The organism is Streptomyces sp. NBC_01304 (assembly GCF_035975855.1).
In the GTDB taxonomy this organism is placed as follows: domain Bacteria; phylum Actinomycetota; class Actinomycetes; order Streptomycetales; family Streptomycetaceae; genus Streptomyces.
This window is the reverse complement of the sequence record NZ_CP109055.1, coordinates 5,271,162-5,295,825: the sequence shown is the minus strand read 5'-3', so window position 1 is coordinate 5,295,825 and position 24,664 is coordinate 5,271,162. Positions and strand designations below refer to the sequence as shown.

Here is a 24,664-nt window from a genome sequence, read left to right as displayed (position 1 = left end):
CGTGGAGGTCCCGTTCAGTTGAAGTCGGCGAGCGAGCGCTGGAGGGTGCTCATCTCTTGGTCGTTCGCCGACTCCGTGGTCGTGTAGCTGTTCGCCGTGGTCGTGCAGCGGTCGCCGATGGCTGCACAGGTGTTGGACAGCTTCTTTGCCTGCTTGTCCCAGGTCTCCATCGTCTTCATCAGCTCAAGGCCCAGCTGGCCGCCCCAGAAGTCGGCCCCCAGCGCGGCCGTGGCCGCGATCATCTGCTCGTCGTCGCCGACGCGTCCGTTGCTCTGCACCAGGCTGCCCAGCTGATAGGCACCCTGCCCGGCCCGGTTCAGCGCAGCCGGGTCGTCCACGCCGGACAGGCCGCCGCCTGCTTGCACGCCGACACCCGGGCCGCCGCTCGGCCCGCCGCCGGCGGACATCGCCTGAATGCCGTTGCTGGGCGGCGGCCCGGGGTTGGTGCCGGGTGCGGGGTCCAGGTCACGGACGTCGGTCCGCCCGTCCGGGGCAGGCATCTCGTGCGAGGTGCGCGGGTCGTTGCCGGTCAGCGGGGTGGTGGGCGCCTGGATGCGAGGGTCTGTGCCGGTGAGGGGAGTGGTGGGTGCCTGGATGCGGGGGTCCGGGGCTGTGTCGGTCGCCGACATCGGCTGCAGGCCGCCATGCGCGGCGGGGCCTGGGCTGGTGCCCGGGGACGGGTCCAGATCGCGCACATCCGGACGCGCGTCCGGCGGGGGCACGTCCAACCGGTGGCTGGTGCGCGGATCCGGGCCGGTGTTCGGCGCGGATATCGGCGCTACGGAATCAGATTCGGAACTCACTGCATCCCCCGTACCTACGCGTGCCCCTGCCTGGGCAGCGTGCCTCTGCAAACCTGCGGCTACTTGTAGCCGGACCCTAACTGGTCGTGTCTGGCTCGATCCAGGAGGGCTGCCCAGAACTAATACAACCTTGTCGCCATAAAACCAGCGCCCGGCCGCTCACCCTGACCGGATCTCCTCAAGGGAGCTACAGAATGCGGCACTTGACCGGCCCGTGATTCTGGACGGACCAGATGTGCAGTCGCGCAGAGTACGGGTGGATGCGACTGTTCCACCATGCCGGGTTCCGGCAATCTAAGTACCCCTCGGATGCCCGCAAAGGACCTGTCAATGTCGCGTAAAGAACGTGTAGGGTCCGCCCTGGTGTGCCGGGAAGTCTGGTCGGCGGTCTTGAGGCAGTGGCCTCGGGATCAGGGTGTCTTTGCCGATCGGGGGCGTACGTCATGGTGCTGGTTGCTGTCTTCGGGGTGGCACTACTGATCGCGGTGCTGCTGTCCGGGCTCGCCGCGCGGACCGTGCTCTCCACGTCCCTGCTCTTCCTCGTCGGCGGCGCGATCGTCAGTGACGGATTCCTCGGCCTGATTCACATCACGCCAGACAGCGAGATCGTGTCGGTGACGGCCGATCTGGCGCTGTTCGCAGTGCTGTTCACCGACGGCATGCACGTGCACTTCGGCAAGCTGAAGGCCAACTGGAAGAACCCGGCCCGAGCCCTTGGGCTCGGCATGCCGCTGGCCTTCATCTTCATGGCCCTGGTCACGCACTACGTGGTGGGCCTGGACTGGACGACGTCGTTCCTGGTGGGTGCGGTGCTCGCGCCGACCGACCCGGTGTTCGCCTCGGCCATCGTGGGTCGCAAGGAAGTCCCCTCCAAGCTGCGGCAGTTGCTGAACGTGGAGTCCGGCATCAACGACGGGCTCGCCTTGCCGATCGTGCTGATCTTCATCGCCATGGCCGGGCCGACGTCCGGGCACGCCGAGGCGTCCGCAGGCAAGATCGGACTGGAGCTGGGCATGGGCCTCGCCTTCGGGATTCTGCTGCCGCTGTTCGTGAACGGGCTCGTACGCTTCCGTCACCTGGGCGCCGAGCCGAAGCTGCAGCCGCTGCTTCCGCTGGCGATCGGCGTGATCCTCTACGGCCTCTGCCACCTCACCCACGCCAACCCCTACCTGGCGGCGTTCTCCGCCGGCGCGGTTCTCACCGCGGTCTCGCCGGAGTCGAAGGCGGCCTTCGAGCCGCTGGGCGAAATGTTGGCTGAGCTGGCCAAGTTCGCTGCGCTCCTTGTCTTCGGAGCGTTGCTGACGCCGCAGCTCTTCGGGGATCTGTCGATCGGCGGGTACGTCGCCGTGGTCCTGGCGATCGTTCTGATCCGTCCGGCCTCACTGCTGCTCTCGCTCATCGGCACCCGCGCTCATTTCACCCGGCAGGAGAAGCTGGTCGCTGCCTGGTTCGGGCCCAAGGGCTTCGCCTCGGTGGTCTACGGACTGCTGGTGCTGCAGTCCGGGATCCCACAGGGCGAGGAGGCGTTCACCCTGATCGCCGTGTGCATCGCGGTGTCGATCATCGCGCACAGCAGCACCGACGTCCCGATCGCCCGCCTCTTCCACGTCGATGAACTCGCAGGCATCCCGGGTGGGCACGGCGGCACCGACGTCGAACACCGCGGCGGCCCTGCCACCGGACCCGGTGCGCAGACCGAACCACGCAAGGAGAACGGTCATGCGCGCGCGTGATCTCGCAGAGCCCTACCCGTCGGTGTCGACGGACGACGACGCCGTGGACGCGCTGCGGCTACTTGCCGAACGGAAGCTGCCGGCCCTGCTGGTGGTGGACCGCGACGGGCAGCCGTGGGCCATCGTTCCCGGCTCTCAGCTGGTACGGCAGCTGGTGCCCGACTACGTCCAGCAAGACCCGCTGCTCGCTTCCGTCATCACCGACCGCAGCCTCGACGAAGTCCACGAGGCGGTGGTCGGCCAGTCGGTGGCCGAGTGGCTGCCGAGGCGTCGCTTCACGCCGCCGTTCGTCGGCCCCGATGCGAGCGCCATGAACGTCGCTGCGCTCATGGCCCGCACCCACACGCCTCTGGTCGCCGTCATCGAACGTGACGGCGACCAGGTCCGCCTCCTGGGCGCCATCACCGCGGCCCGCCTGGTGGAACAACTCATCGGAGCATCGTGAACGACTGGCACAGCTGGGCCGCACTCGTCGTCTTCGTCGGCGCGTACGCCCTGATCATCAGCGAGAAGATCCACCGCGTCGCCGCGGCCCTCGGGGGCGCGGCGCTGATGCTCGCGATCGGCGCGACCGACGACAAAGCGGCCTTCTACTCCGAACACTCCGGCATCGACTGGAACGTCATCTTCCTGCTGCTCGGCATGATGATGATCGTCGGTGTGCTGAAGAAGACCGGCATGTTCGAGTACCTGGCCATCTGGTCGGTCAAGCGAGCGCGGGCCAAACCCTTCCGCGTGATGGTGATGCTGATCGTCATCACCGCGTGCGCCTCGGCGCTGCTCGACAACGTCACCACCGTGCTGCTGATCGCCCCGGTCACCTTCCTGGTGTGCGAGCGCCTCGCGCTGCCGGTGGCGCCGTTCCTGATCGCCGAGGTCCTGGCTTCCAACATCGGGGGCATGTCCACCCTGGTCGGGGACCCGCCGAACATCATCATCGCCAGCCGGGCCGGCCTGACCTTCAACGACTTCCTGGTCCATCTCGCCCCGCTGTCCGCCCTGTTGATCGTGGTGCTGATCGCGCTGTGCCGCTTCCTGTTCCGCAAGTCGTTCACCTATGACGAGTCACGGGCCGAGGAGGTCATGGCCCTGGAGGAACGCGAGGCCATCCGCAACCCGCGCCTGCTCGTTCAGGGCCTGGTCGTCCTCGTCCTGGTCGTCACGGGCTTCGTCCTGCACCCCGTGCTCCATTTCGAACCGAGCGTGGTGGCCCTGCTGGGTGCCGGCCTGCTGGTGGCGGTCTCCACGGTGGAGACCGGCGAGGTCCTCGGCGAGGTCGAGTGGCCCACGCTCGCGTTCTTCGCGGGGCTGTTCATCATGATCGGCGGCCTGATCGAGACTGGTGTCATCGGCGAGGTCTCCAAGACCCTGGCCGACGCGATCGGAAGCAATGAGCTGGGCGGCTCGATGCTGATGCTCGGCGCCTCGGCCGGACTGTCCGGGATCGTCGACAACATCCCCTACGTCGCCACCATGGCGCCCATCACCAGCGATCTGGTCGAGGCGATGGGGAACGGTTCTGGCAGCCACGTCATGTGGTGGGCCCTGGCCATCGGGGCGGACCTGGGCGGGAATGCCACCGCGATCGGTGCCTCCGCGAACGTCGTTGTCCTGGGCATTGCCGAGCGCAACCGGCAGCCCATCAGCTTCTGGCAGTTCACCAAGTACGGCCTCGTCGTCACCGCGGTCACGGTTGCGGTCTCGGTCGGTTACGTCTGGCTGCGCTACTTCGCCCTGGCATGAGCGACGGAACCGGGAGTCCGGCATGAGCGAGGAACGCCAAGCAAGGCACGACCCGTCCGAGCAACCCCTGGAGACGGAGGAACTGCTCGAGTCGTACGGGCCGCTGCTCGCCGAGACAGCCCGCACGGCCGACGGCTGACCCGGGACGAACTGCAGGCGCGACGAGCCGCCGGAGAGCTGGCCGCCGAGGCCGGGCAGGGCCTGCGTGCACTGGTCGCGCAACACCTGGCGGCGGCCCGGGCATCCTGGCTGCGCACCACTGCGGCCTCCACCGACAGCGTCCTGGTTCCTACCGCCACGTCTATGGAACGACCACTGGGCCCTGGGATGCGTGAGGGACAGCCTCGGAAGTAGCGCATCAAAGATTGGCCATCGCGGAGGCGCCGAGAAATACGCCGCCCAAGGCGCCCCCAGCGATAGCGGAGCCGAGCGGCACCGCCGTCTTGCGGGGTGCCCGGCGCATCACGATCAGGATGTACAACCTTGGTCAGAACCGGTCGTAGTAGATAGTCCCTCGGCGTACAAGGTCACTCCCGTCATAGATCGACAGATAGTAGGAGAGGGTTTGGCTTTCGGGGAAATCGTAGTCGCAGGTTTTACTGGTGTTGGTGCCAGCTGTGTTGGAGCAGGTGTATGAAGTCCCGCCACTCGTGAACGAAAGCTCAGGGTGGGCCCCGTCCCCAGCTGTGTCTGTCAGGATGAACTTGTCGCCGTACGGCTGATAGCAGACCTTCCCGCCCGCGATGCTCGCACAACCGTCGAGGCTTATGTTGAGGCTGTGCTTGCGAAGAGCCTCATTGATGGGCTGATAGAAGGTGGCCCCGCCATCAGTGCAGTCGCCACTGGCGCCCGAGAGTACCCCCAGAGCCATACTTCCGGAGAAGAGCGGGCCGCCGCTATCACCACCTTCGGCGCAGATGTTCGTATGAATAAGACCAGTAACTATCCCCCACTCATCTCCGTAATTTACTGTTGCATTGAGGCCAATTATCTGGCCAGAACGCAGGCCGGTCGTGGCACCGCTCCTCTTTACGTACTGGGCGATTTCAGGGTCGCCGGAGCTCACAATATTTTGAGAGCTATTGTTGTATAGATTAACTTTGCCGGGATGGGGGACTGAACTATCGGAATACTCTGCCACTGCGTAGTCGTCACCGGGAAAGCTAGACTCTACCGTGGGTCCGATTTTCAGGTCCGAGCTCGTAACTAATGGATCGCCGACGTGCACGCAATGCCCCGCAGTGACCAGGTAGTATTTTTCGCCGCTGCGGACGTTAAATCCGAGTGAACATGATCCGGCTGGATGGTGGATGGTATCTCCACCCATAATTAGAGGGCGGAATTTACCGGAAACTCGCTGGATCCTCACCCGCGAGGTATGGGAGTGTGCCACCTTCGATAGGGTCCGAACTTCGCTCTCCGAAACTCTCGAATCGACGCTGATCACCAACATGTCAGCGTCAGAGTCGATGTACCACGACGTGCCGGTAACGTCAGCATTAAGTACTGCCGCACTCGCCCCTTTCGCGGCCTCTTCGGTAGTGTGTTCGGCGGCTGTAACTGGCATGCCAAGCGCAGAAAATGAGAGCCCACAGACGAGAGAGCACACAACCGCCACTCGGCGGCACCATTCAATCCAACCGCTCGACGCATTCAGTCCCACAAAACCCCTCCCCATTGGCGGAGTACCCAGCTTTCACAAAAGACTCCACATGCCGATGAAAGTGCCTATCGAGAACGAACTAGGCGGAGTCACTCACCAAGCGTTTGCCATGTATACCCAGGCGCCGACACAGGAAGCAACTAGTACGCAAGCAATTCCTGTCCTACGGACGCACTTCCTTCTCTGGCTCCGTCGGGATATCGCATTCTGAGCCAACCTGTCTGGATCGATAGGTGCGTGCGGCCACGAATCCATGGCGGCTCTAATGAGGCTATCCATGCGCACTGAGGTAATCCTCTCCGCGTGAGCTAGCGAACTGACACGATCGATCTGATCGCGTCAATTACGCCTAGCAGGGCACGAACATGTACATCACGTCAGGCGTCCAATGCGCGAAAGGCGTACTTACCGTCAGGCTTCGGCGCGTACGCGTAACGCGTTATCGAGGCCAGACTCATTCGGTGCCCCCCATGCGCCCCCAAGCGCCGTCCGCGCCGTACCAATATTTAGCCCAAGGCCGAGAATGAAGAAAGCAGCCACCCCACTGAGTTGCTGCTATTGGACAAAGATCCCACTTAGTCCATACGTGGTACACATTCCAGTACTCATCAGGTTTTGGATGGCCGAAATCCTCAATTAGATCGCACCCCACGTACAAGTAGGTCACCCAAGCCTCGTCACCCCAGCAGCCAGATGCCGAGTAGGTGACGGCATTGAGGCCGTCGCCACACCATGTGACATCTGTCTGGCCTTTCAGCTGCGAGTTGCCGTACCAGTACGAATGCTCCCAGCAGCCGGAAGCGAGAGGGGACACCTCTCCGGAAGTCTTTCTTTCTGGCGTAGGGGGAACCGTGCTCGCGGATAGCTTCGGTGTTCTCTCCTGATACTTTCCGGGATCCACATACTTCTCGAGCCCGCGGGCTCTAACTTCACTCAGTGGCAGTGCCCGGGCTAAGCCATCGTGCCTCTCAAGGGGCGGACTGTCGGACTCGCCAGCATCTGACGACTGTACTGGTGCAGGTCCACTTCCTCCGCCATCGCTGCTTGATCCTGTGGCGGCAGCGGCAGTCCCTGCCAAGCTTAGTGCAAGGACCACACCAGCCAGAGAGAGAAGTCTCTTCCTGGGTCGGTTCACGAGGTCACCTCACGTTCAGATTGAGCGAATGAATATTGGTGATTCCTTGAGCGCAGCGCATGCTGCTCTCCGTAAGTCGGGCGGACCAACTTTGAGGGCGAATGTGCTTTGCGGCCTCCCATAGCGTCCGCCTCCGTCGGGCTGGGCGAATGTTGAGCGTGAATCGGAAATCAGTTCATGGCGAGACTTTCGGTCATGAATGCGTAGAGGGTGAATCAAGCGCGTAGGCGTGCCATAATGACAAGGCGCAGACATGTGCGGCATGAGTGTGTTTAGCCAGGATTATCCGCGATTATGAGTGGACCGTTAGCGGGAGGTCTCATGAAGAAGTTGACGTTGCGGCATGCCTTATTGGCGCTAGTTGCACTTCTCGGATTACTCGCCATTATTATGATTATTGGCGCTATTTCCTATGACTCTGGCCCGGGAGAGAGCCCGCGGCGGACGGTACCTGGGCCCACCCCGTCGCGGACCAACAGGCCCATGGTGCCCTAGACGCGCTCCTGCTGTCAGGAGTGATGCTTGATCAATTCCCGTGACGGAACTGGATTGTGAGGTGATGGGTCGGCCCGAGGCTTCGTCGAGGTGCTCTGGTTCCGTAGCTGCCGCAGACCATCAGGCGTGGACTGCGCATGATCTAGTACGCAGCAACCTCATCGAGGATTTGGCGCCGGCGCTTCACCGGGTTCGGGTTCAGCAGAAGCGAGCGGGGACATTTGGGGACCTTCACGTAGTTGCAGAGATCGGGTTTGACATTCCGAAGACCGCACCGGAGTCACCGTCATATCGGGAGACAAAGAACCCAACTTTACGATCTTCTGGCCAGTCGCGATTGAACGTTGAGTAAGTGTTATTCCCTCCATTGTTCCAGCCGTAGCCATAAGCATGGTCCTTTGGTGGTTCCCCGCTGATACCCCATTGGACTCGCACAGAGTACCCATCAGGCGCAGTGTCGTAGAGCGTGAAGACTTCCCCGGTGGGGTTAAAGCACGCCTTAGCCCCAGTGATCGACCTACAGGTCTCCGCGGCGTGGGCAGGTGCGGCGCCCGAGGATACAAGGAGCGCCATGGCTGCAAAGGCCGATGAGAGGAGTGCCGCTCTCTTTGGCAGTGGTCTGAGGTTCACTACAGATACCTCTTGCTTCGCTCGCTGAACGTAACTAACGAATGGCCACCCACTTCACACGATTTATTTGATCCAGGCAAATATATTTCAGGACACTGCAGGGGTACCCGCTAGTTGGCTTGATTCGATACAGTCGATGATCAAATTCATTCGGAATTGGTTGGTCCGCATGGTTCGCGAAAGTCGGGTCACCACGTCACTCTCGCGGCGTATCAAGGAGGATGATTTGGCGGGGTCTAGGGCGGACCTAGCGTCCGGCCAGGCATAGCTGCAGGTCCACCCCTCGACCTGGAGGAGTCATCCCAGCCAGCCCCTTAATGGCATCGCAATGCGCAATGGCTGAATGTCAAATTCCGATTTCGATTGGGGTCGTGGACTGGCCTGGATAAGTGATCGAAAATCACTAGTAATAGATCATGGCCGAATCCATATGATGATCTTGCGGCAAGCGGCTCGCCGTGGCTTGAATAGATCTACCGTTCCCTATTCCTTCTGCCGGAGCCGACCTGGGAACCAACGGGTTAGGGCCTGTTCCGGCGGATCGGGTAGCGTCACCGTTCCGGCTCGTTGGCATGTCCATGGGGCAGGGGGATCTCACAAGTGAAGAATGGGCCGACTGAAGCCGCATCTGCCGAAGCCCCGGCAGCGTGGCGGCCGTTGGGGCAGCCATCGCAGGATCATCAACGGGATCCTGTACCGGAACCGAACCGGGGTGTCGTGGCGGGATCTGCCTGCGCGTTTCGGTAAGTGGAAGACCGTGTACGAGCGGCATCGGCGCTGGTCAGCGGATGTCACATGGGGCCGGCTCTTCGCGGCCGTCCTGGCCGACGCCGACGCGGAAGGCCGCATCGACTGGTCGATGGTAAGCGTGGACTCCACTTCCTGCCGGGCTCACCAACACGCCGCCGGAGCACGCAGGAAGCCTCCGCGACTGCCGGGGAGAGACGCACGCCCCGGCAGCACCGCCCCGATGAGGGACTCGGACGCTCCCGGGGCGGCCTGACCTGCAAAATCCACCTCGCTGGTGAGGGCGGAAGACGCCCACTAGCCCCGCAGTTGATCCCGGTCATGGAGCGCGTCCGTGTCGCGCGCCTCCATGGTGGGCGTCCCCGGACGCGGCCTGACCATATTGGTGGCGACGCGGTGTACTCCTCCCGCCGCAACCACTGCTACCTGCGACGACGCCAGATCAAGCACACGATCCCCGAACCGAAGAATCAGCGGGCCAACCGCCAAGCCTGCGGCAGCCCACCGCGCGCAAGACCGAGCCCAACAGGCTGCCGAACGGCCGCCGGCGCACAGGCTCATCCGACCTCGCTGATTCCCATGGGCGGTCTCTAACCACACCTAGTACGCCTCGTCGGCACGCCGTTCATGATCCGCCGGACAGGCCCTAAGTGAGCTGTGTTCGTGTCAGTACGGCATCAAGGGGGCGTTAAAGACTGCCGGAGACCGGCAATGACTCGCGCCCGACGAGGTGAGACTCTGCACTTGCCCACGGGGGAAGAAGTGCCAGGGCATTGCGGGGGATTCAGGGAATGAGCGAGGAGGCGGAAGCGATGGCTTGGTTTCTTGGTCTCGGCATCGCGGGGGTCGTCCTCCTTGCTCTTTCCCTGGTGCTGGACGGGGTGCTCGAAGGTTTCCTGGACGGGGTGCTCGACGGGCTGTTCGACGGCTGGCTGTCGCTGCCGGTGATCGCCGGATTCGTTTCCATGCTCGGGTTCGGCGGGGCGCTGACTCTGGGCACGACCGGCCTGGGAGCCGGACTCGCCAGTGCTGTGGGTGCGGGCGCCGGGGCCGCAACGGGCTGGCTGGTGTGGCAGGCCAGCCGGGCGCTGATGCGCGACGACGGCGCGGTGACTCCGCGCGGCACCGATCTTGTCGGGTCGGCGGGCAGCGTCGTCACCGCGATCCCGGCCGATGGATATGGCGAGGTACTGCTCCAACTTGCCGGGCAGCCCATGAAGTTGGCCGCACGCAGCACGGTGCCGGTGGCGCGAGGCACTGAAGTGTGGGTGGAGCAGGCGTTGTCCCCCACCTCGGTCGCGGTCCGTCCCGTCCAGCGCTGACCGGCCTCGACCGCCAACCGGCTGGCCGGGCTCGCGCATTTACGTATACGAATCGCCGACCCCCGGGGAGGCAGAGGGGAATTCGCCATGAGTTCAGTGGCCTTCGCAGTGGTGGGAGTCGTCGTACTCCTGGTGCTGCTCGCACTTGTCGTCGTCACCCGCTACAAGGTCGCCGGGCCGAGCGAGGCGTTCATCGTCACCGGCCGGCGCGGCAAGAGGTCCACCGATCCCGAGACGGGACGGGTCTTCACCGACAACAGTGGCCAGAAGGTCGTGGTCGGCGGCGGGGTCTTCGTCGTGCCCTTCCTGCAGCAGAAGTTCACCCTCGACCTGTCGTCCCGGCACATCCCGATCGCCGTGCGCGGCGCGGTCACCCTGCGCGGAGTGAAGTCGAACCTCGAAGGTGTGGCGATCGTCAAGGTCGGCGGCACCGAGGACTCCATCCGGGCCGCCGCCCAGCGATTCCTGATGCAGCAGGACGGCATCGTCGGCTTCACCCAGGAGGTCCTGTCCGGCGCGCTGCGCGCGATCGTGGGCCGGATGTCGGTCGAGGACATCATCCGCGATCGCGCCGCGTTCGCCGGGCAGGTCGCCGAGGAGGCCGAGGCATCCCTGTCCGGTCAGGGACTGGTCCTGGATGCCTTCCAGATCCAGGACATCACAACCGAGGGCTCCTACCTCGAAGACCTCGGACGCCCGGAGGCAGCCCGCGCCAAGCAGGAGGCCGACATCGCCGAGGCAGTCGCTCGGCGTGCTTCGGAGCAGGCCCGACTCAAGGCGGCCGAAGAGATCGCGATTGCCGAGCGGACCTTCGCCCTGAAGCAGGCCGAGATCCGCGCGGAGACCGACGAGGCCGCTGCCCGAGCGAACGCGGCAGGCCCGCTCGCCGATGCCGCCCGCAACCAGGAAGTCCTTGCCGAGCAGGAGAAGGTCGCCGAGCGGCAGGCCGCGCTGACCGACCGCGAGTTGGACACCAAGGTCCGCAAGCCCGCCGACGCCGCCCGCTATCAGGCTGAGCAGGAGGCCGAGGCCCGCCGGATCGCCTTGGTCAAGCAGGCCGAGGCGGACGCCCAGCGCTCCCGCCTCACCGGCGAGGGCGAGAAGGCCCACCGCGCGGCCCTCGCGGACGCGGTACGCATCGAGGGCGAGGCCATGGCCGCCTCCATCGCGGCCAAGGGTTCGGCAGAGGCCGAGGCGATGCAGAAGAAGGCCGACGCCTTCGCCCAGTACGGCGACGCGGCCGTGCTGCAGATGCTCGTCGAGGTGCTGCCGCAGGTCGTTGCCAAGGCGTCCGAACCGCTCAGCGCCATCGACAAGATGACCGTGATCTCCACGGACGGGGCGAGCCAGCTCTCGCGCACGGTCACCGACAACGTCGCCCAGGGCATGGAACTCCTCAGCTCCACCACCGGAGTCGACCTCGCCGAGCTGCTGAAGAACATCACCGGCGGCAAGGGCACCGCCCCGGCCACGGTGCCGGCGCCGACCACCGCGCCGACGACGGCGAACGGAAAGATCGAGATCGCCGACTGAGCCACTGTGCGTGGGAGAGCCCCGGCCGGACGTGTGAACCGGCCGGGGCCACGCACGGCGCCTCGGCTCTCGGCTCGGTCACCGATGACCCGGACCCTGCGTGCGCGTGACGATCTCTCCTGCGAGTGATCCCTCGTCAAGGGCAGGGACATCCGCCATGGATGCCCCTACGGTGACCGTGTGGCTGACCACTTGCGCCGTTCGCCGCGACCGTGGAGTTCGCCCGGCAGGGGCTTGCCCGCCCCTGTCGTCGAGGACCGCTCGTGGTCCCGGGAGGCGAGGAGCGACGTCTGCTGGAGCGCTCTGCTCGTTGCGGCACTGCTCCTCCTCGACTGGGGCACGCACGGCCTCACGCTGGCACGGGCCAGTGTGTGGGTGGGGCTCGGGGGGCTGCTCTTCGTGGTGCTCGTGCCGCCGCGGCTGACCGCTGGGGAAGGGTGGCTGTCCGTGCGCGGGCTGCTTTTCACCCGGTGGGTGCGGACGGACCTGCTGGTAGGGGTGGAGCTGTCCGGCGGAGTCGCGCAGCGGGTGCTGCTGAGGGACGTGTACGGCGGGCGAGTGCACTTCGACCCACGGGCACTGGAGGCCAACCCGGTGCTGCGGCACTGGGTGGATCAGGGAGTACGCAGCTCCAGGGCGGACGGAATACTCCGGTGCGATACCTCGGCGCTGGAGGCTTTGGGCCGCAGGGCGGACAGGGAGAACCTCCGAGCCATACTCCATACCTCAGGACTTGAGTGGTGAGGGTGTCCGCCGGTTCAGCGTGGTTCGTGCGGTCCGGAGTCGTGTGCCGGGCCGAGGTCATGCACACGGGTTAGGGTGCCGCCAGGTGCGCCGGGAAGTCTGGTCGGCAAGCGAACCGACCTGCCCCGGAGCGTGCGATGTCACCCTGGCCCTTTCACCGTCGTCACCGGCCGGACGGCGGCCACGTAGTGGTGCGTCTGGGCGGCGACATCGACAAGGGCAACGCGGAAGGAACCGCTCAGCACCTGCTGGCCGCACTCTCCGTCCACCCAGATGTTCTCGAGGCGGACCTGCGCGACGTACGCCACCTCAGTGCTGACGGCTGCCTCGCGTTCTTCACGGTGCTGCGCACCCTGCGGTCCACCCCCACGCGGTTGATCGTCACCCACGCCGGTCCGCAGGTTCGGGCGATGCTGTTCCAGGTCGGCCTGGTCCGTGCACTGCGAGGTGCGCACAACCTCTCGGAGGAGCCGTAGAGCCTCCTGGACATCGGTCAGGTGGCGCCAAGCAGCTCGTGGAGCAGATGCGAGGCAGTGATCACCCCGAGGAGGTGGGTGCCGTCCTTCGCCCGCTCCGCCACCGCCACCAGCGGACTGCGGACTTGGGCCATCAACGCGGCCACCTCCAGCGCGGTGTCGTCCGGATCGGCGACCGGCGGCGGCCCGGCGGTCTTCGACAGACAGTCGCCCACGGTACGTCCGGCCAGCGCCTGGCATAGCTTGTCGGCGTGCTTCTCGTCCACGACCGCGGCCAGGGTCGGATCCTCGACCACATAGGCGGGGACCAGCACCTTCACCATCTGGGAGGCGGGCAGGATCGCCCTCGGCTCACCTCGCTCGTCCACGACGAGTAGTCCCGGCAGCTTGTGCTCGGCCATCAGCCGGGCCGCTGCCATCGCGTCGCTGTCGACGCTCACCGCTTCGTAGGCCACCGCCAGATCACGTGCGCGCACGGCCGGCACCTCCTTCGTTCAGTCCGCTACCTGCATCCTGACGCCAGCGTCTTCCTCGCGCGGGAGTTGGGCCAGCACATTGACTCGACTCATACGTCACCGCCGCGGGCAGCAGGCTGGATCGGGTGCCGACCCTGTCACTTCCTCCTGGCGCGGTACACCTCGATGTTCCGGTTGACGAAGAGGTGGACGTAGCCGCAGCGCCAGCAGATGAGACCGGTGGCCGACTCGTCCGCCCAGGCCAGCTTCAGGAACTCCATGCCGAAGCTGTTGAGCTGCACATAGCGCTTGCGGAACCGGTCGCTGCCGCAGATCAGGCAGGAGATCCAGTTACCGTTCAGTGCGGCGTGCACGGGTTTGGCCATGACTCCTCCTGCGGGGCTCCTTCGCCCGGACCGCCCGCCTGGCCGCGATCACGCCGGCCTCGGAGCGCATGTGGGGCGGGACGATCCACTTGGGTCTGTTGAACAGGACGACGGTCAGGTCGCAGGCGAACCCGCCGAGCAGGGCCACCGCCGCGACGAGGCCGACAATCGGCCAGGCTCCGGTCAACTCCACGTCGTACAGCCCCAGGAAGAACAGCAGCGCGGCTCCCCACAGCGTCACCACCGTGGCCCCCAGAGCACGGACTCTGCCTCGGCGTACCTCCTTGCCGAAGGGCAGGCAGGTGAAGGCGAGCATGAAGAACTCCACCCGGTCCGCGTTCCGCCAGAGCTGGACGACCTTCCAGGTCATGAAGGGCACTCCGGTGATCCACCAGAGCGCCAGGACGTACGCCACTGGACCGTCACCCCCCGCCTTCGCCCGCCGTGCGAGCCGCATGCCGTGCCGTCGGATTGGCCAGCAGCTGCCGCGGATCGGCGGCGCGCGCGATGGCCGTCTCGACAGCGGCGATGCGGTCGGCGAGCAGGCCAAGGGCGGCGACGGCCCGCACGACGGGGTCTTCGTCGGGGCCGCCCAGGGTGCGGTGGCGTACGTACGCGGCCTTGATCTCGGCCCAGCGGGCGGCCTGTTCGGCGGTGAGAGTGCCGCGCAGTTCGGCGAGCTTGAGGAGGCTGGCCTCCGCATCGGTGGTGAGGGTCTGGGCCTCGGCCGTGTAGTGGTCATCGATGACGGCAGCCAGTTCCGCGCCGTTCATGGCCGGGGAGATCCGGGCCGCGATCTTGTTCATGTTGCGGTACGAGCCTTGGAGGCGGAACGGCGGCTCGGTACGGGCCGCATCGCCCTGTGCGGCAGAGGCGATGTACATCTCATTGACCGCGAGGACGGTGGCGCGAGCAGTGAGCAGGTGCCGCAACACAGCCAGAATCGCGTCGACTTCGGCCGGGGCATACGGGTGGGTGAGCCGGTCGCGTCGGGCGGTCGGCTCGTCGGAGGCGAGGCGTACGAGGAGTTCCAGGTCGGCGCGGTCGCGGCCGGCCAGTGGGGCGAGGTGCGGGTTGGAGGTGAGGGCGTTCTCGATGAAGCTGAGGGCGAAGGCGTCCTCCTTGCCGGTCAGGACGTCGCCCAGGTTCCATACGTCGGCGCGGTTGGCGAGCATGTCGGGGATGCGGAAGCGGGTGCCGGACTCGGTGTAGGGGTTGCCGGCCATGCACACCGCGAACCGCTTGCCGCGCAGGTCACGGCCGTTCAGGGTGCGGGTCGCGTCGCACAGCGGGATGAACTTCTGCAGCAGTTCGGGTGAGACGTGCTGGATGTCGTCCAGGTACAGCAGGGTGTTGTTGCCCGCGGCGAGCGCGAAGGCGATCTTCTCCAGTTCCCGGCGGGCGGCGGCGTTCGTCGCCTCGGCGGGGTCCAGAGAGGTGACGGTGTGGCCGAGGGCGGGCCCGTCGACCTTGACCAGGAGCATCCCGAGGCGGTCGGCGACGTACTCCATGAGCGTTGTCTTGCCGTATCCCGGCGGGGAGATGAGTAGCAGCAGGCCACTGCTGTCGGTGCGCTTGGCGTCGCCCGCCGCGCCGATCTGCTTGGCGAGACTGTCGCCGACCAGGGGCAGGTAGACCTCGTCGACGAGCCGGTTGCGTACGAACGACGACATGACGCGCGGGCGGTGGGCATCCACGTCCAGCCGGGTGCGCTCGGCGGCCACCAGCGCACCCCGCTGCTGCTGGAAGGCGCGGAATCCGGGCACGGCAGAGGTGCTGAACTCGCTTGTACGGGTGAGGAAATCATCGAGGCGCAGGGGCAGGGCCCGCCCAGTGATGCGGGGGTGCGTGCCGAGCAGGCCGGTGACGGCGGCTGCGGTCTCGCCGTCCGCGTCGTACCACTGCAGGGCCGGGCACAGCTCGACCGCGACGGCCTCGGCGAGATCCCCGCCGTCGATGTTCTCGCCCGAGGAGGAGGCGTAGGAGGACAGCCAGCCCTCGACGAGCTGCTGCCGTGCGGCCAGGTCTTCCAGGGCGTCCAGGTCTTCGTCGTACGCCGAAGTACCCACCGCACGGCGGAACTTGTCCAGGAAGGTGCGGGCGGCAGAGGATACGGCGAACCCGGATGGGCCGCTGCTCAGCTCCTCGAAGAGGTACGCACCGGCCTCGGCGCCTCCCGCGACGGCCGCCAGCTCTGCCTCGAAGGCGCCGATTGCGGGGGCGAGGCCGAAGGTGTCCCGGGCGCGGGCGAGCGACATCGCACGCCGGGTCCATGCTGTCCGCTCCTCCTCGGTGGTGCCGTGCGCCCAGAACAGGGCGGCCGCGGCTCGTGCCCAGGGCGCGTGGCGCAGCAGGCCCGCACCGTCGTGCAGTCGCAGCACTGCGGTGAGGATCGCAGTCGCGTCGTGGTCGTGCACGCCGCGTTCGTAGCCTTCGTCGTACGCCGCCTCGGCAGCCTGCCGTACGAGTGCGGGCAGGTCTGCTTCGGCCAGGGCCTCGGTACCGTGCTCGGCGAGCAGGCGCGCGGCCAGGTACTCGGCGCGGTACACGTCCGCGGACTCGGAGGGCAGGTGCCGGTCCCAGTAGGGGTGGGTGGCGGCGAAGGCGGGGTCGGTGACGGGGGAGCGGTAGTCGGTGCCGGTCAGGGCGAACGCGAGGCCGTCCTCGTGCGGGACGAGTGTCAGCTCTGGGGCCTGCCGGTTGACGACGAACCGGTGCCGGCCGAGGCGGAGCGTCGCCCCGCCGTCCGCGAACAGCTCGGTGCGGTCGCGCAGCGCACGACCGGCCTCCTGGCGGGCGGACTTGAGGCGGCCCGCCAGCTCCTCGGCCCGTACCTGATCGCCGAGTTCACGCAGTTCTTCCGTGGTGCGGCGGACCTTGGCGACCATCGGGTCGGAGGCGAAGTACGCGTTGACCGCGTCCGGCGATTCGAGCATGGCCGCGCGGCGCGTGACCGTCTCCAGGACGCGGGCCGCCGAGTCGGCCAGCTGCTGGGTGCGGCGGCCGCGGGCGTCCTGGAGGGTCTGCTTGCGCGCGGTGAAGGTGTCGTAGATCTCGGTGCGATTGTCCGCGAGCTCGGCGAGGTAGTCGTCGTGCTCGGCGAAACGGGACTCCAGCGTCTCCAACTGGGCGAGCAGGGCGCTCAGTTGGTCGTCACAGGCTTCCGGGGTGCCGGATGCGGCGAGTGCGCCGGTGACCGACTGGCCGAGCAGGGCGAGTTCGGCGGCGAACTCCGCCCGGCCTTCCTGGTCGAGGAGTTCCCTGCGGCGTGCGGTGAGGGCGGCCCGGGTGCGGTTGACGCCGCCCAGGACCTCGGCGATCCGCTCCAGGACGGTGGTGCGTACGGTCGCGTCCCCGATGTCGAGGCCGGTGACGACCTCGGCGAGCGTACGCAGGCCGGTGGTCACCGCGTCGAGCCGGTCGCCGGCCGGTGCCGCCTCGGCGACCGTGGAGATCTCCTCGGCGGTGGCGGTCAGCCGCTCGATCTCCTGGTGGTAGTCGACGAAGGCGTCCTCGCGCTGTAGGAAGGCGATGGCCCGCTGCGCCGCGCCGTCGATGTCGGCGGCGACGTCTTCGGCCAGGGTGTCGATGCGGTCGGTGTCCGCGTACCGCAGCTCCTTCAGCGTCACCAAGTGGCCTTGTGCCTGGCGCAATTCGGTGATGCGCGAGACCCATTCCTCGGCGGTGGCGGGTGCCTCGCCCCGGATGCGGCGTACCAGACGCGCGATCTGCGCAGCCGACTCCGCGAGGGCCTCGGCGGCCTGCCGCGTCAGCACCTTGACGGTCTCGAACTCGGTGAGCACCTGCTCGGCGGTGGTCCGCAGCTCGTCGAGCGGGGTGCGCAGATCACCGGTCTCGGCATCCCCGAGCCAGTGGTGGGCGTCGGCGGCGCGGACACACGAGGCGGCCAGCGTCTCGTACACGCCGCTGGTCTCCGTGGTCTCGATCGCTTGGCGGGCGATGGAGAGACAGTCGGAGATTCCGCGCACCAGGTCGGCGTTGCCGAGCCGGGACAGCGGGCCGCTGCCCACGGGCGCGGTGTGGGTGTCGGCGACGTACGGCGTCTGCCAGAGCTGCAGCGGATGGATCTGCGCGGGCTCGTCGCCGCTGCCCCGCAGCACGGTCATCGCGCCGTCGTCGAAGAGCGCGTACCCGTGACAGGAAAGGGGGTTGGCGACCTCCTTGCGGATCAGGTTGTACGGCAGCAGCAGGCTGCGGCCCTCGCTCCGGGCGTGGTACGCGTACAGCACGTCCTCGCCGTTCGGGGAGCGTACGGTCCGCTCGAACTCCAGCGACGCCTTCTCGGAGGTGTCCGTGTCGAAGGTCTTCACCGCGCCGGTGGCCAGGTAGTAGCCGCCGGGAAAGACGATGCCCTGGTCCTCGGGCAGCCGACGGCAGGACCGGCCGATGCCGTCGAGGCGGACGACGCCCTGCGTGACGGTGTTGAAGACCAGGTGGCGGTAGGTGTCCTCCTTGTACGGGCGGACACGCAGCAGGACCAGGACGCCCACGCGGGCATACGCCATCTCCGCATCCGCGAGGGACTGCAGCGGCTCGGCGACGGGCTCGGAGTGAATGCCGTCGCCTGTCTCCGTGTCGTTCTCCGCCTTGAGGGTGAGGGTGCCGCCCACCGTGGAGACGTAGACCGCGCCGTCGTCGATGGTGACGTGTGGGTGGCGGCCCAGGACGTGGTCGTCACGGGTGGCCTCGGTCCACTCGAAGTCGTGCGGCGCGGGAAAGACGTGGTCGCGCTCGCCCCGCGCGTCCAGGAACCGCACGCCGTCACGGGTGACGGCCCAGCGCAGTACGCGTATGTCGTCAAGCTGCTCACCCGCCTGGAACACGGCCAGCAACTTGCCGTCGACATGGTGTAGTTGGAGCAGTTGTGAGCCCTGGAAGTAGCGGTGCAGGGCGGTGAACTCACGGACGAACGCGGGGTCGTCGAGGAGACCGGGGACGGCGTCGTCGGGCAGCCGGTTCAGGTCACGGTCGTACAGGGCGAAGACATCCCCGACGGCGGTCGTCGCTCCCGGCACGAGCGGTGTGCGCGCCCCGGTGAGCAGTCGGCGGCCGACCGCGACGGCATCGCGCAGCACACGGGCGGAGTCGGTGCGCAGCTGCGCGGTGCCGGTGAGGGTCAGCTCGGTCGAGCCGAACTCGGCGGTCCGGGCCGCGTTGAGGGCCTCGGCGCGCCGGGCCAGTTCGGTGGCCTGCGCGGTCAGACGGTCGCGCAGCACCTCGTACGTGCCGGCGTCCATGCCCTTCGCCTGCGTCGCCTCCATGCCGGTCTCCATGTGTTGCGACTCCCTCGTGTCCCGATGCCTGGTGATTCATCTGCCGGCGCCTGTTGATTCAGGTGCCGGAGCCGCCGCCCCCCGTGCGGCAGCTCCGGCACCTCTGACCGCTCCCCTGTGGGCGGTCAGGCTCGGGAGGCGCCGTTGTGTGAGGCGTGCGCCGGGCCGGAGAGCTCGCTGAGCGGCAGGTCGGCGAGGCCCAACTGGCCCGCCTTCTCCAGGAGTTCTTTCAGCGGTCCGGCCTGAGCTCCACCGCCGGACTTCATCAGCTTCATCAGCAGCGCCGACACGGTCAGGTTCTGCACATCCGCCGTGGACACCGACCCGAGGATCTTGGTCAGGTCCTCGGTGAAGGACGCAGAGCCGTTCAGCCAGGGACCGGCGAGTGCCTGCGCGGTCTGCGAGTGCTGTACGAACCCGTCAATGCCCTTGCCGAGTGCGATCGAGCCAACCAGACGGTCGAAGAAGACCGAGTCCCCGCCGACGATGCTGATGTCGGCGTTCTCCAGGCCGGTCGCGAGGACCGTGGCCTGCGCCTCCGCGACCTGCCGCTGTACCTCGATGCCGGCCAGGCGGATGTCTTTCTCGGCCTGCAGGCGAAGGCGGTACTCCTCGTGCCCACGGGACGCGTCGTCCAGGGCGGCCATGGCCACGGCCTTCTGGTTCAGGCCCTCGGCCTCTGCTTTCAGCTTTTCGCCGATCGCGGTGGCCTCCGCGAGCGCCTTGGCCCGGGAGCCCTCTGCCTCGGCGCGCAGCCGGGCCTCGGTTGCTTCGGCTTCCGCGCGGCCCGTCTTCTCGATCGCGTCGGCCTCCTTCTCGCGGACCTGCACGGCGGCCAGTCCCTCGGCGGCGGCCTCGGCCTGGATGCCCTCCGCCAGACGCGTCTTGGCGCGGGCGTCCAGGTCGGCGGCCTTGACCCGGGCCTCGGCGAGGGTGATCTCCTCGGCGGCCCGGTGGACGGCGGCGGTCTCCGCGGCCTCGGCGGCCTTGATGTCCTTGACCAGGTTCTCCTGCGCCTCGGCCTCGGCGGCGATGACGACGGCCTGCCGCTGCCGTTCGGCCTCCTCCACGGCGCGCAGCCGCTTGATGGACTCCTCCTGCTCGGCGACCGTACGGTCCACCGCGACCCGCTCCCGCACGACTTCGGCGATGTCCCGCTTCTCGGTCTCGACCTCCTTGTTGGCGGCGATCCGGGTCAGCTCCGTCTCCCGCTCACGGGCGATCACTTCGAGCATGCGGTCCTTCTCGATCCGCTCGTTCTCGATGGCGATGACCCGCTCGCGGTTCTTGGCGGCGACGGCCACCTCGCGGGCCTGGTTCTCGCGCTGCACGCCGAGCTGCTCCTCGGTGCGCAGGAACGCGCCCTGCGCGCGCAGCCGCTCCTCCTCGACGACCTTCGCGGTCTCCGCCTCCTCGCGGGCCCGTACGGTCTCGATCTCGCGGCGCTGCTTGATCTCCGCGTCCGCCTGGCGGCGCTCCAGTTCCAGGATCGTCTCGCGGGCGTCCACGTCCTGGCGGGTGATCTCCTTCTGCTCGTGGCGCTGGTACTCGTTGGTGCGTACGTGCTCGATCGCCGTCAGCTCGGTGATCTTGCGGATGCCCTGGGCGTCGAGGACGTTGGCCGGGTCGAGCTGGGTGAGGGGCGTCTGCTCCAGGTAGTCGATCGCCGCGTCCTCGAGGTGGTAGCCGTTGAGGTCGACGCCGATCAACTCGATGATCTGGTAACGCAGTTCCTCGCGCTTGGTGTAGAGGTCGGTGAAGTCCATCTGCTTGCCGACGGTCTTGAGCGCCTCGGAGAACTTCGCGTGGAACAGCTCCTGGAGCGTGGCCCGGTCGCTCGCCCGCGCGGTGCCGACCGCCTGGGCGACCTTGATGACATCCTGCGCGGTCTTGTTGACGCGTACGAAGAACGAGATCCGGATGTCCGCGCGGATGTTGTCCCGGCAGATCAGCCCTTCCTTGCCGGCCCGGGTGATCTCGATGGCCTTCACCGAGATGTCCATGATCTCGGCCTTGTGCAGTACGGGCAGGACGACCTGCCCGGTGAAGGTGACGTCCACCTTGCGGAGCTTGGAGACGATCAGGGCCTTGCCCTGCTCGACCTTGCGGAACAGGCGGCTGAGCGCGAACAGAACGGCGGCGACGACGAGCAGGACAGCGGCAGCGGACAGGCCGATGCCCACGGTGGTGGCATCCATGAGAAATCCCCGTGTGAGAGATGAGAGAAGAGCGGAGGCGTGCAGCGAAGAGCGGGAGAGCTGCGGTGAGTTCAGGCGGCGCGACGGGATCGGGCGGCGTGGGGTCGTCGGTCCGCCCCGGGTTCATCAGGGAACAGCTTCGCCAGCGGACGCATCAGCGCACGGGTCGCCTTCCAGGCCAGGAACAGCGACACGGCAGGCAGCAGCGCGGCGAGCGCACGCATGAGGAGCAGCGGCCCCTCGGTATAGGCGATCAGCAGGGAGCCCAGGAGCGTGGCCGACCAACTGATGACGACCAGGCACGACGCCGCGACAGCGACCGGCACCCTGCCGAGAGCCATCGCATCGGTGTCCACATCACCGTCGAAGACACGGCACGTGGTGGCGCCGAACAGCACGAGCAGCCAGAACCCGGCCATGGCGACCACCGGAATGGTGAACAGGACCGTGGGGTACCTGACGGCGGCATCAAAGAACTCGCCCATCGGTCACCCCCGTATGTGTGCGCGCTTGCCGGTCCCCGGCACCAGAACGGCCCTCAGTGCCGCTCCAGGTGGATGATCGCAGCAGCGTAAGCCCCGGCGCATTGCCGTCAACCGGCAGTCTTTATGCGTCTTTGATGCCGGAGGCACCCCACCGAAGCCACCGTGCCATCCTTGTTCGCCGCACATCAGGAACACGTCACCAGTGCGTCAGGATCCGAGGAGGGGCATGACAGGGGCGGAAATACCGGAGGAGCATCTGGCGGGGTATGCCCAGTGTCTGTCGGACGCCTGTGCCACCGGCCGCCGCCTGAGCCGCGACGAACTCGAAGCGCTCCGATCCCGTGGAGAGCAAGCAGCGGACGCGGGTTTTGGACTGCGTGCCCTCGTGCGTGCCCACCTGGCCGCTGCCCAGGAGGTCCGTCCGCGGCTGACCGCGGCGGACGCGGAGCACCTGCTCGCGGCCGTCGAGCAGGCCGTGGACGCCTTCGCCGAAGGCCACGAACGTGCCCAACGCCTCGCGATCCGCCAAGAGGAAGCAGCGCGGCGGGAGTTCATCGACGACCTCCTCTACGGCCGCAGCGACCTGGGCCGCCTGGCCGAACGCGCCGAACGCTTCGGCCTGCTCCTCTCCCATGCCCACGCGGTCGCCGTGGCCCAGGGCCCCGAACCGTATGCCGACGGCTACCCCGTCACCCGCCAGATCGAGTCCTCGCTCACCGCCCGCTTCGGCAACCGGAGCATCCTGCTCACGACCAAGGACGGCCGCCTGATCTGCATCGCCCCCGGCGACCAATCAGACGTACTGACCTACTTCGCCAAGCAGGCATACGCCGCCACCGACGGCGGCCGCGTCGGCATCGGCCGCGCCCACCCGGGGGCCGGCGGCGTCGTCCACTCCTACGAAGAGGCCCTCGGCGCCCTCGACCTCGCCGAGCGCATGGAACTGGACGGCCCGATCCTGCACGCCGCCGACCTGCTGGTCTACCCGGTCCTCACCCGCGACCGCCAGGCCATGACCGACCTTGTGGTCAGCGCCCTCGGGCCCCTGCGGCAGGCGCGCGGCGGCGCCCAGCCGCTCATCGACACCCTGACCGCCTACTTCGACACCGGCTGCGTAGCCGCCGAAGCCGCCCGCCGACTGGCGCTGAGCGTGAGGGCGATGACGTACCGCCTCGAACGCATCCACACCCTGACCGGCTACGACCCGAGCGACCCCACGCACCGGTACACGCTGCAGACGGCGGTGATCGGGGCGCGTCTGCTGGACTGGCCGGACAAGGAGCTGTGAGAGCAAGGGATCCCGTTGGGTCCGAACGGGCGCCAATGGCACTCAGCGAGCGCCATACGCTGCCGGAAGCTGGCAGTGACCGCCTCGCCGCAGGCACCTACGCTCCGTCCCATGCGCGGACACGACGACCACGAGCCGGTATTCATCCGTAGCCGCTGGGGCACCAGTCGCTACGTCTTCAACCACCGTAATCCGCTTGGCCTCGCCCTCATCGTGATCACTACGATCGCGGCGATCATCGCCATGTTCGTCTTGAACAGCCGCTAGCCAGGCTGCCACCGCGCATGCGCCATAGCCCCGATCGCCATCAGAAGCCGAACGTGATGATGGGCCCGTAGAGCGAAGTCGCTGGCAGGTGGCTACGTCAGCGACCTTCGTACTGCGTCAACCAGCGACGTCGCACGCACGTCGTCGGAACCGCTGATGATGTGGTTCATCGCGTAGCCGAACGCGAGCCCGTGTTCAGGGTCGGCGAAGCCGAGTGAGCCGCCTCGGCCCGTGTGACCGAAGGAGCTGGGGCCGATCATGGGGTTGGCCTCGGTGGGCAGCATGAAGCCCGAACTGAAGCGGCTCGGCGTCACCATCACCTGGTCCGTTCCGGCGGACTGTTCCTTGGTCGCCGATGCGAGGGTCTCCGGCTCGAGCAGGCGTACGCCATCCACCTTGCCGATCAGTGCGGCGTACATGCGGGCCAGGCTGTGTGCGGTACCGATGCCGTTGGAGGCCGGGAGTTCCGCGGCTTGTACCTCGGGGGAGTTGAAGTCGATGTTGGCCGGGTCGGTGACCTGGAATGCCCTGTTGCTGAAGGAGTTCGGGTCGCGCCAGGCAACGACCTGTTCGCGGAGTTCCTCGGGAACCTCCGCCTCGGGAACGGTGGTGAGGTCGACCTCGGGCTGCCGGTAGGACATGCGGCTGACGCGTTCGCGCTCGCTTGCAGGCAGCCCGATGAAGAAGTCCAACCCCAAGGGGGCGACGATCTCGGCTGTGACATAGCGGCCCGGCGTGCGGCCAGAGACCCGGCGGATCACCTCGCCGACCAGCCAGCCGAAGGTCCGGCCGTGATAGCCGTGGGCGGTGCCCGGTGTCCACTGGGGACGTTGAGCTGCCAGTGCCGCTGCCATCGGGTGCCAGGCCAGCGCATCGGCCAGGGGCACGGGTTCGTCCAGCGCGACCAGGCCGGCTTGGTGGGACAGCAGCCAGCGCACAGGGATGTCTGCCTTGCCGTTCGCGGCGAACTCCGGCCAGTACTTGGCCACCGGCGCGTCCAAGTCCAGTGCGCCTCGCTGGGCCAGCAGATGCACCGCAGTAGCGGTGACCCCCTTGGTCGCCGAGTAGACCAGTTGCAACGTGTCGCGTGTCCACGGCTGCCCGGTGTCGGGGTCGGCTATCCCACCCCACAGGTCCACTACCGGCCGGCCGTTCTGGTAGACGCACACTGCGGCGCCGATGTCCCCCTGCTGATCGAAGTTCGCCGCGAACGCCTCGCGCACTGGCTCGAACCCGGCTGCGACCTCACCGTTGATCGTCGTCATGC

18 protein-coding genes and 1 pseudogene are annotated in these 24,664 nt (G+C 67.1%); 10 read left to right on the top strand and 9 right to left on the bottom strand.

Going from position 1 to position 24,664, the window contains the following annotated elements; all coding sequences use genetic code 11:
- Window positions 1-14: 14 nt before the first annotated feature.
- Entirely contained in the window at window positions 15-803 is a 789-nt protein-coding gene (locus OG430_RS23325) for a hypothetical protein (RefSeq protein ID WP_327354518.1), read from the bottom strand.
- Between the two features lie 443 nt (window positions 804-1,246).
- Between OG430_RS23325 and OG430_RS23320 the strand changes: the two genes are divergently transcribed.
- Genes OG430_RS23320 through OG430_RS23310 form a run of 3 tightly spaced genes read left to right on the top strand, consistent with a single transcriptional unit; the run spans window position 1,247 to window position 4,279 of the window.
- Window positions 1,247-2,536: a cation:proton antiporter gene (locus OG430_RS23320; protein WP_327354517.1), complete on the top strand. Its 1,290-nt coding sequence runs from the start codon at window positions 1,247-1,249 to the stop codon at window positions 2,534-2,536.
- Window positions 2,523-2,981: a CBS domain-containing protein gene (locus OG430_RS23315; RefSeq protein WP_327354516.1), complete on the top strand. Its 459-nt coding sequence runs from the start codon at window positions 2,523-2,525 to the stop codon at window positions 2,979-2,981. The genes OG430_RS23320 and OG430_RS23315 overlap by 14 nt, the downstream gene beginning before the upstream one ends.
- Window positions 2,978-4,279, top strand: coding sequence for an ArsB/NhaD family transporter (locus OG430_RS23310; RefSeq protein ID WP_327354515.1), 1,302 nt, complete (start codon window positions 2,978-2,980; stop codon window positions 4,277-4,279). The genes OG430_RS23315 and OG430_RS23310 overlap by 4 nt, the downstream gene beginning before the upstream one ends.
- Window positions 4,280-4,766: 487 nt before the next feature.
- On the opposite strand, the gene OG430_RS23305 is transcribed toward OG430_RS23310, so the two are convergent.
- Complete coding sequence (locus OG430_RS23305) at window positions 4,767-5,846, bottom strand: S1 family peptidase (protein WP_327359191.1); 1,080 nt, start codon at window positions 5,844-5,846, stop codon at window positions 4,767-4,769.
- A 2,934-nt stretch (window positions 5,847-8,780) separates the two neighbouring features.
- Here OG430_RS23305 and OG430_RS23300 point away from each other — a divergent pair.
- The 5 genes and pseudogenes from OG430_RS23300 to OG430_RS23280 form a co-directional block, all read left to right on the top strand.
- Window positions 8,781-9,450: pseudogene (locus tag OG430_RS23300) on the top strand (IS5 family transposase); the annotation flags it as partial.
- Window positions 9,451-9,761: 311 nt separating this feature from the next.
- The gene (locus OG430_RS23295; RefSeq protein ID WP_327354514.1) at window positions 9,762-10,271 is read left to right on the top strand and encodes a hypothetical protein; all 510 of its coding nucleotides are present in this window, start codon (window positions 9,762-9,764) and stop codon (window positions 10,269-10,271) included.
- A gap of 87 nt (window positions 10,272-10,358) precedes the next feature.
- Window positions 10,359-11,804 (top strand): flotillin family protein, encoded by a 1,446-nt coding sequence (locus OG430_RS23290; protein ID WP_327354513.1) that lies wholly within the window; start codon window positions 10,359-10,361, stop codon window positions 11,802-11,804.
- A 180-nt stretch (window positions 11,805-11,984) separates the two neighbouring features.
- A complete protein-coding gene (locus tag OG430_RS23285) occupies window positions 11,985-12,548 on the top strand; it encodes a hypothetical protein (protein WP_327354512.1) in 564 nt (187 codons plus the stop codon).
- A 137-nt stretch (window positions 12,549-12,685) separates the two neighbouring features.
- Entirely contained in the window at window positions 12,686-13,024 is a 339-nt protein-coding gene (locus OG430_RS23280; protein WP_327354511.1) for an STAS domain-containing protein, read from the top strand.
- 17 nt (window positions 13,025-13,041) lie between these two features.
- On the opposite strand, the gene OG430_RS23275 is transcribed toward OG430_RS23280, so the two are convergent.
- From OG430_RS23275 to OG430_RS23250, 6 genes are all read right to left on the bottom strand, one after another.
- The gene (locus tag OG430_RS23275; protein WP_327354510.1) at window positions 13,042-13,500 is read right to left on the bottom strand and encodes a CBS domain-containing protein; all 459 of its coding nucleotides are present in this window, start codon (window positions 13,498-13,500) and stop codon (window positions 13,042-13,044) included.
- Between the two features lie 137 nt (window positions 13,501-13,637).
- The gene (locus OG430_RS23270; RefSeq protein WP_327354509.1) at window positions 13,638-13,865 is read right to left on the bottom strand and encodes a hypothetical protein; all 228 of its coding nucleotides are present in this window, start codon (window positions 13,863-13,865) and stop codon (window positions 13,638-13,640) included.
- Window positions 13,831-14,280, bottom strand: a complete 450-nt coding sequence (locus OG430_RS23265) for a hypothetical protein (protein ID WP_327354508.1) — start codon at window positions 14,278-14,280, stop codon at window positions 13,831-13,833. The genes OG430_RS23270 and OG430_RS23265 overlap by 35 nt, the downstream gene beginning before the upstream one ends.
- Before the next feature lie 7 nt (window positions 14,281-14,287).
- Window positions 14,288-19,159, bottom strand: a complete 4,872-nt coding sequence (locus tag OG430_RS23260; RefSeq protein ID WP_327354507.1) for a DNA repair ATPase — start codon at window positions 19,157-19,159, stop codon at window positions 14,288-14,290.
- 125 nt (window positions 19,160-19,284) lie between these two features.
- Window positions 19,285-21,357 carry an SPFH domain-containing protein gene (locus OG430_RS23255; RefSeq protein ID WP_327354506.1) on the bottom strand — a complete coding sequence of 691 codons (2,073 nt, stop codon included), beginning with the start codon at window positions 21,355-21,357 and terminating at the stop codon, window positions 19,285-19,287.
- A gap of 71 nt (window positions 21,358-21,428) precedes the next feature.
- A complete protein-coding gene (locus OG430_RS23250) occupies window positions 21,429-21,842 on the bottom strand; it encodes a hypothetical protein (RefSeq protein WP_327354505.1) in 414 nt (137 codons plus the stop codon).
- A 226-nt stretch (window positions 21,843-22,068) separates the two neighbouring features.
- Between OG430_RS23250 and OG430_RS23245 the strand changes: the two genes are divergently transcribed.
- Together OG430_RS23245 and OG430_RS23240 are read left to right on the top strand one after the other, a co-directional pair.
- Entirely contained in the window at window positions 22,069-23,130 is a 1,062-nt protein-coding gene (locus tag OG430_RS23245; RefSeq protein ID WP_327354504.1) for a PucR family transcriptional regulator, read from the top strand.
- A 111-nt stretch (window positions 23,131-23,241) separates the two neighbouring features.
- Complete coding sequence (locus tag OG430_RS23240; RefSeq protein WP_327354503.1) at window positions 23,242-23,397, top strand: hypothetical protein; 156 nt, start codon at window positions 23,242-23,244, stop codon at window positions 23,395-23,397.
- Window positions 23,398-23,489: 92 nt separating this feature from the next.
- On the opposite strand, the gene OG430_RS23235 is transcribed toward OG430_RS23240, so the two are convergent.
- The gene (locus OG430_RS23235) at window positions 23,490-24,662 is read right to left on the bottom strand and encodes a serine hydrolase domain-containing protein (RefSeq protein WP_327354502.1); all 1,173 of its coding nucleotides are present in this window, start codon (window positions 24,660-24,662) and stop codon (window positions 23,490-23,492) included.
- Window positions 24,663-24,664: the final 2 nt, after the last annotated feature.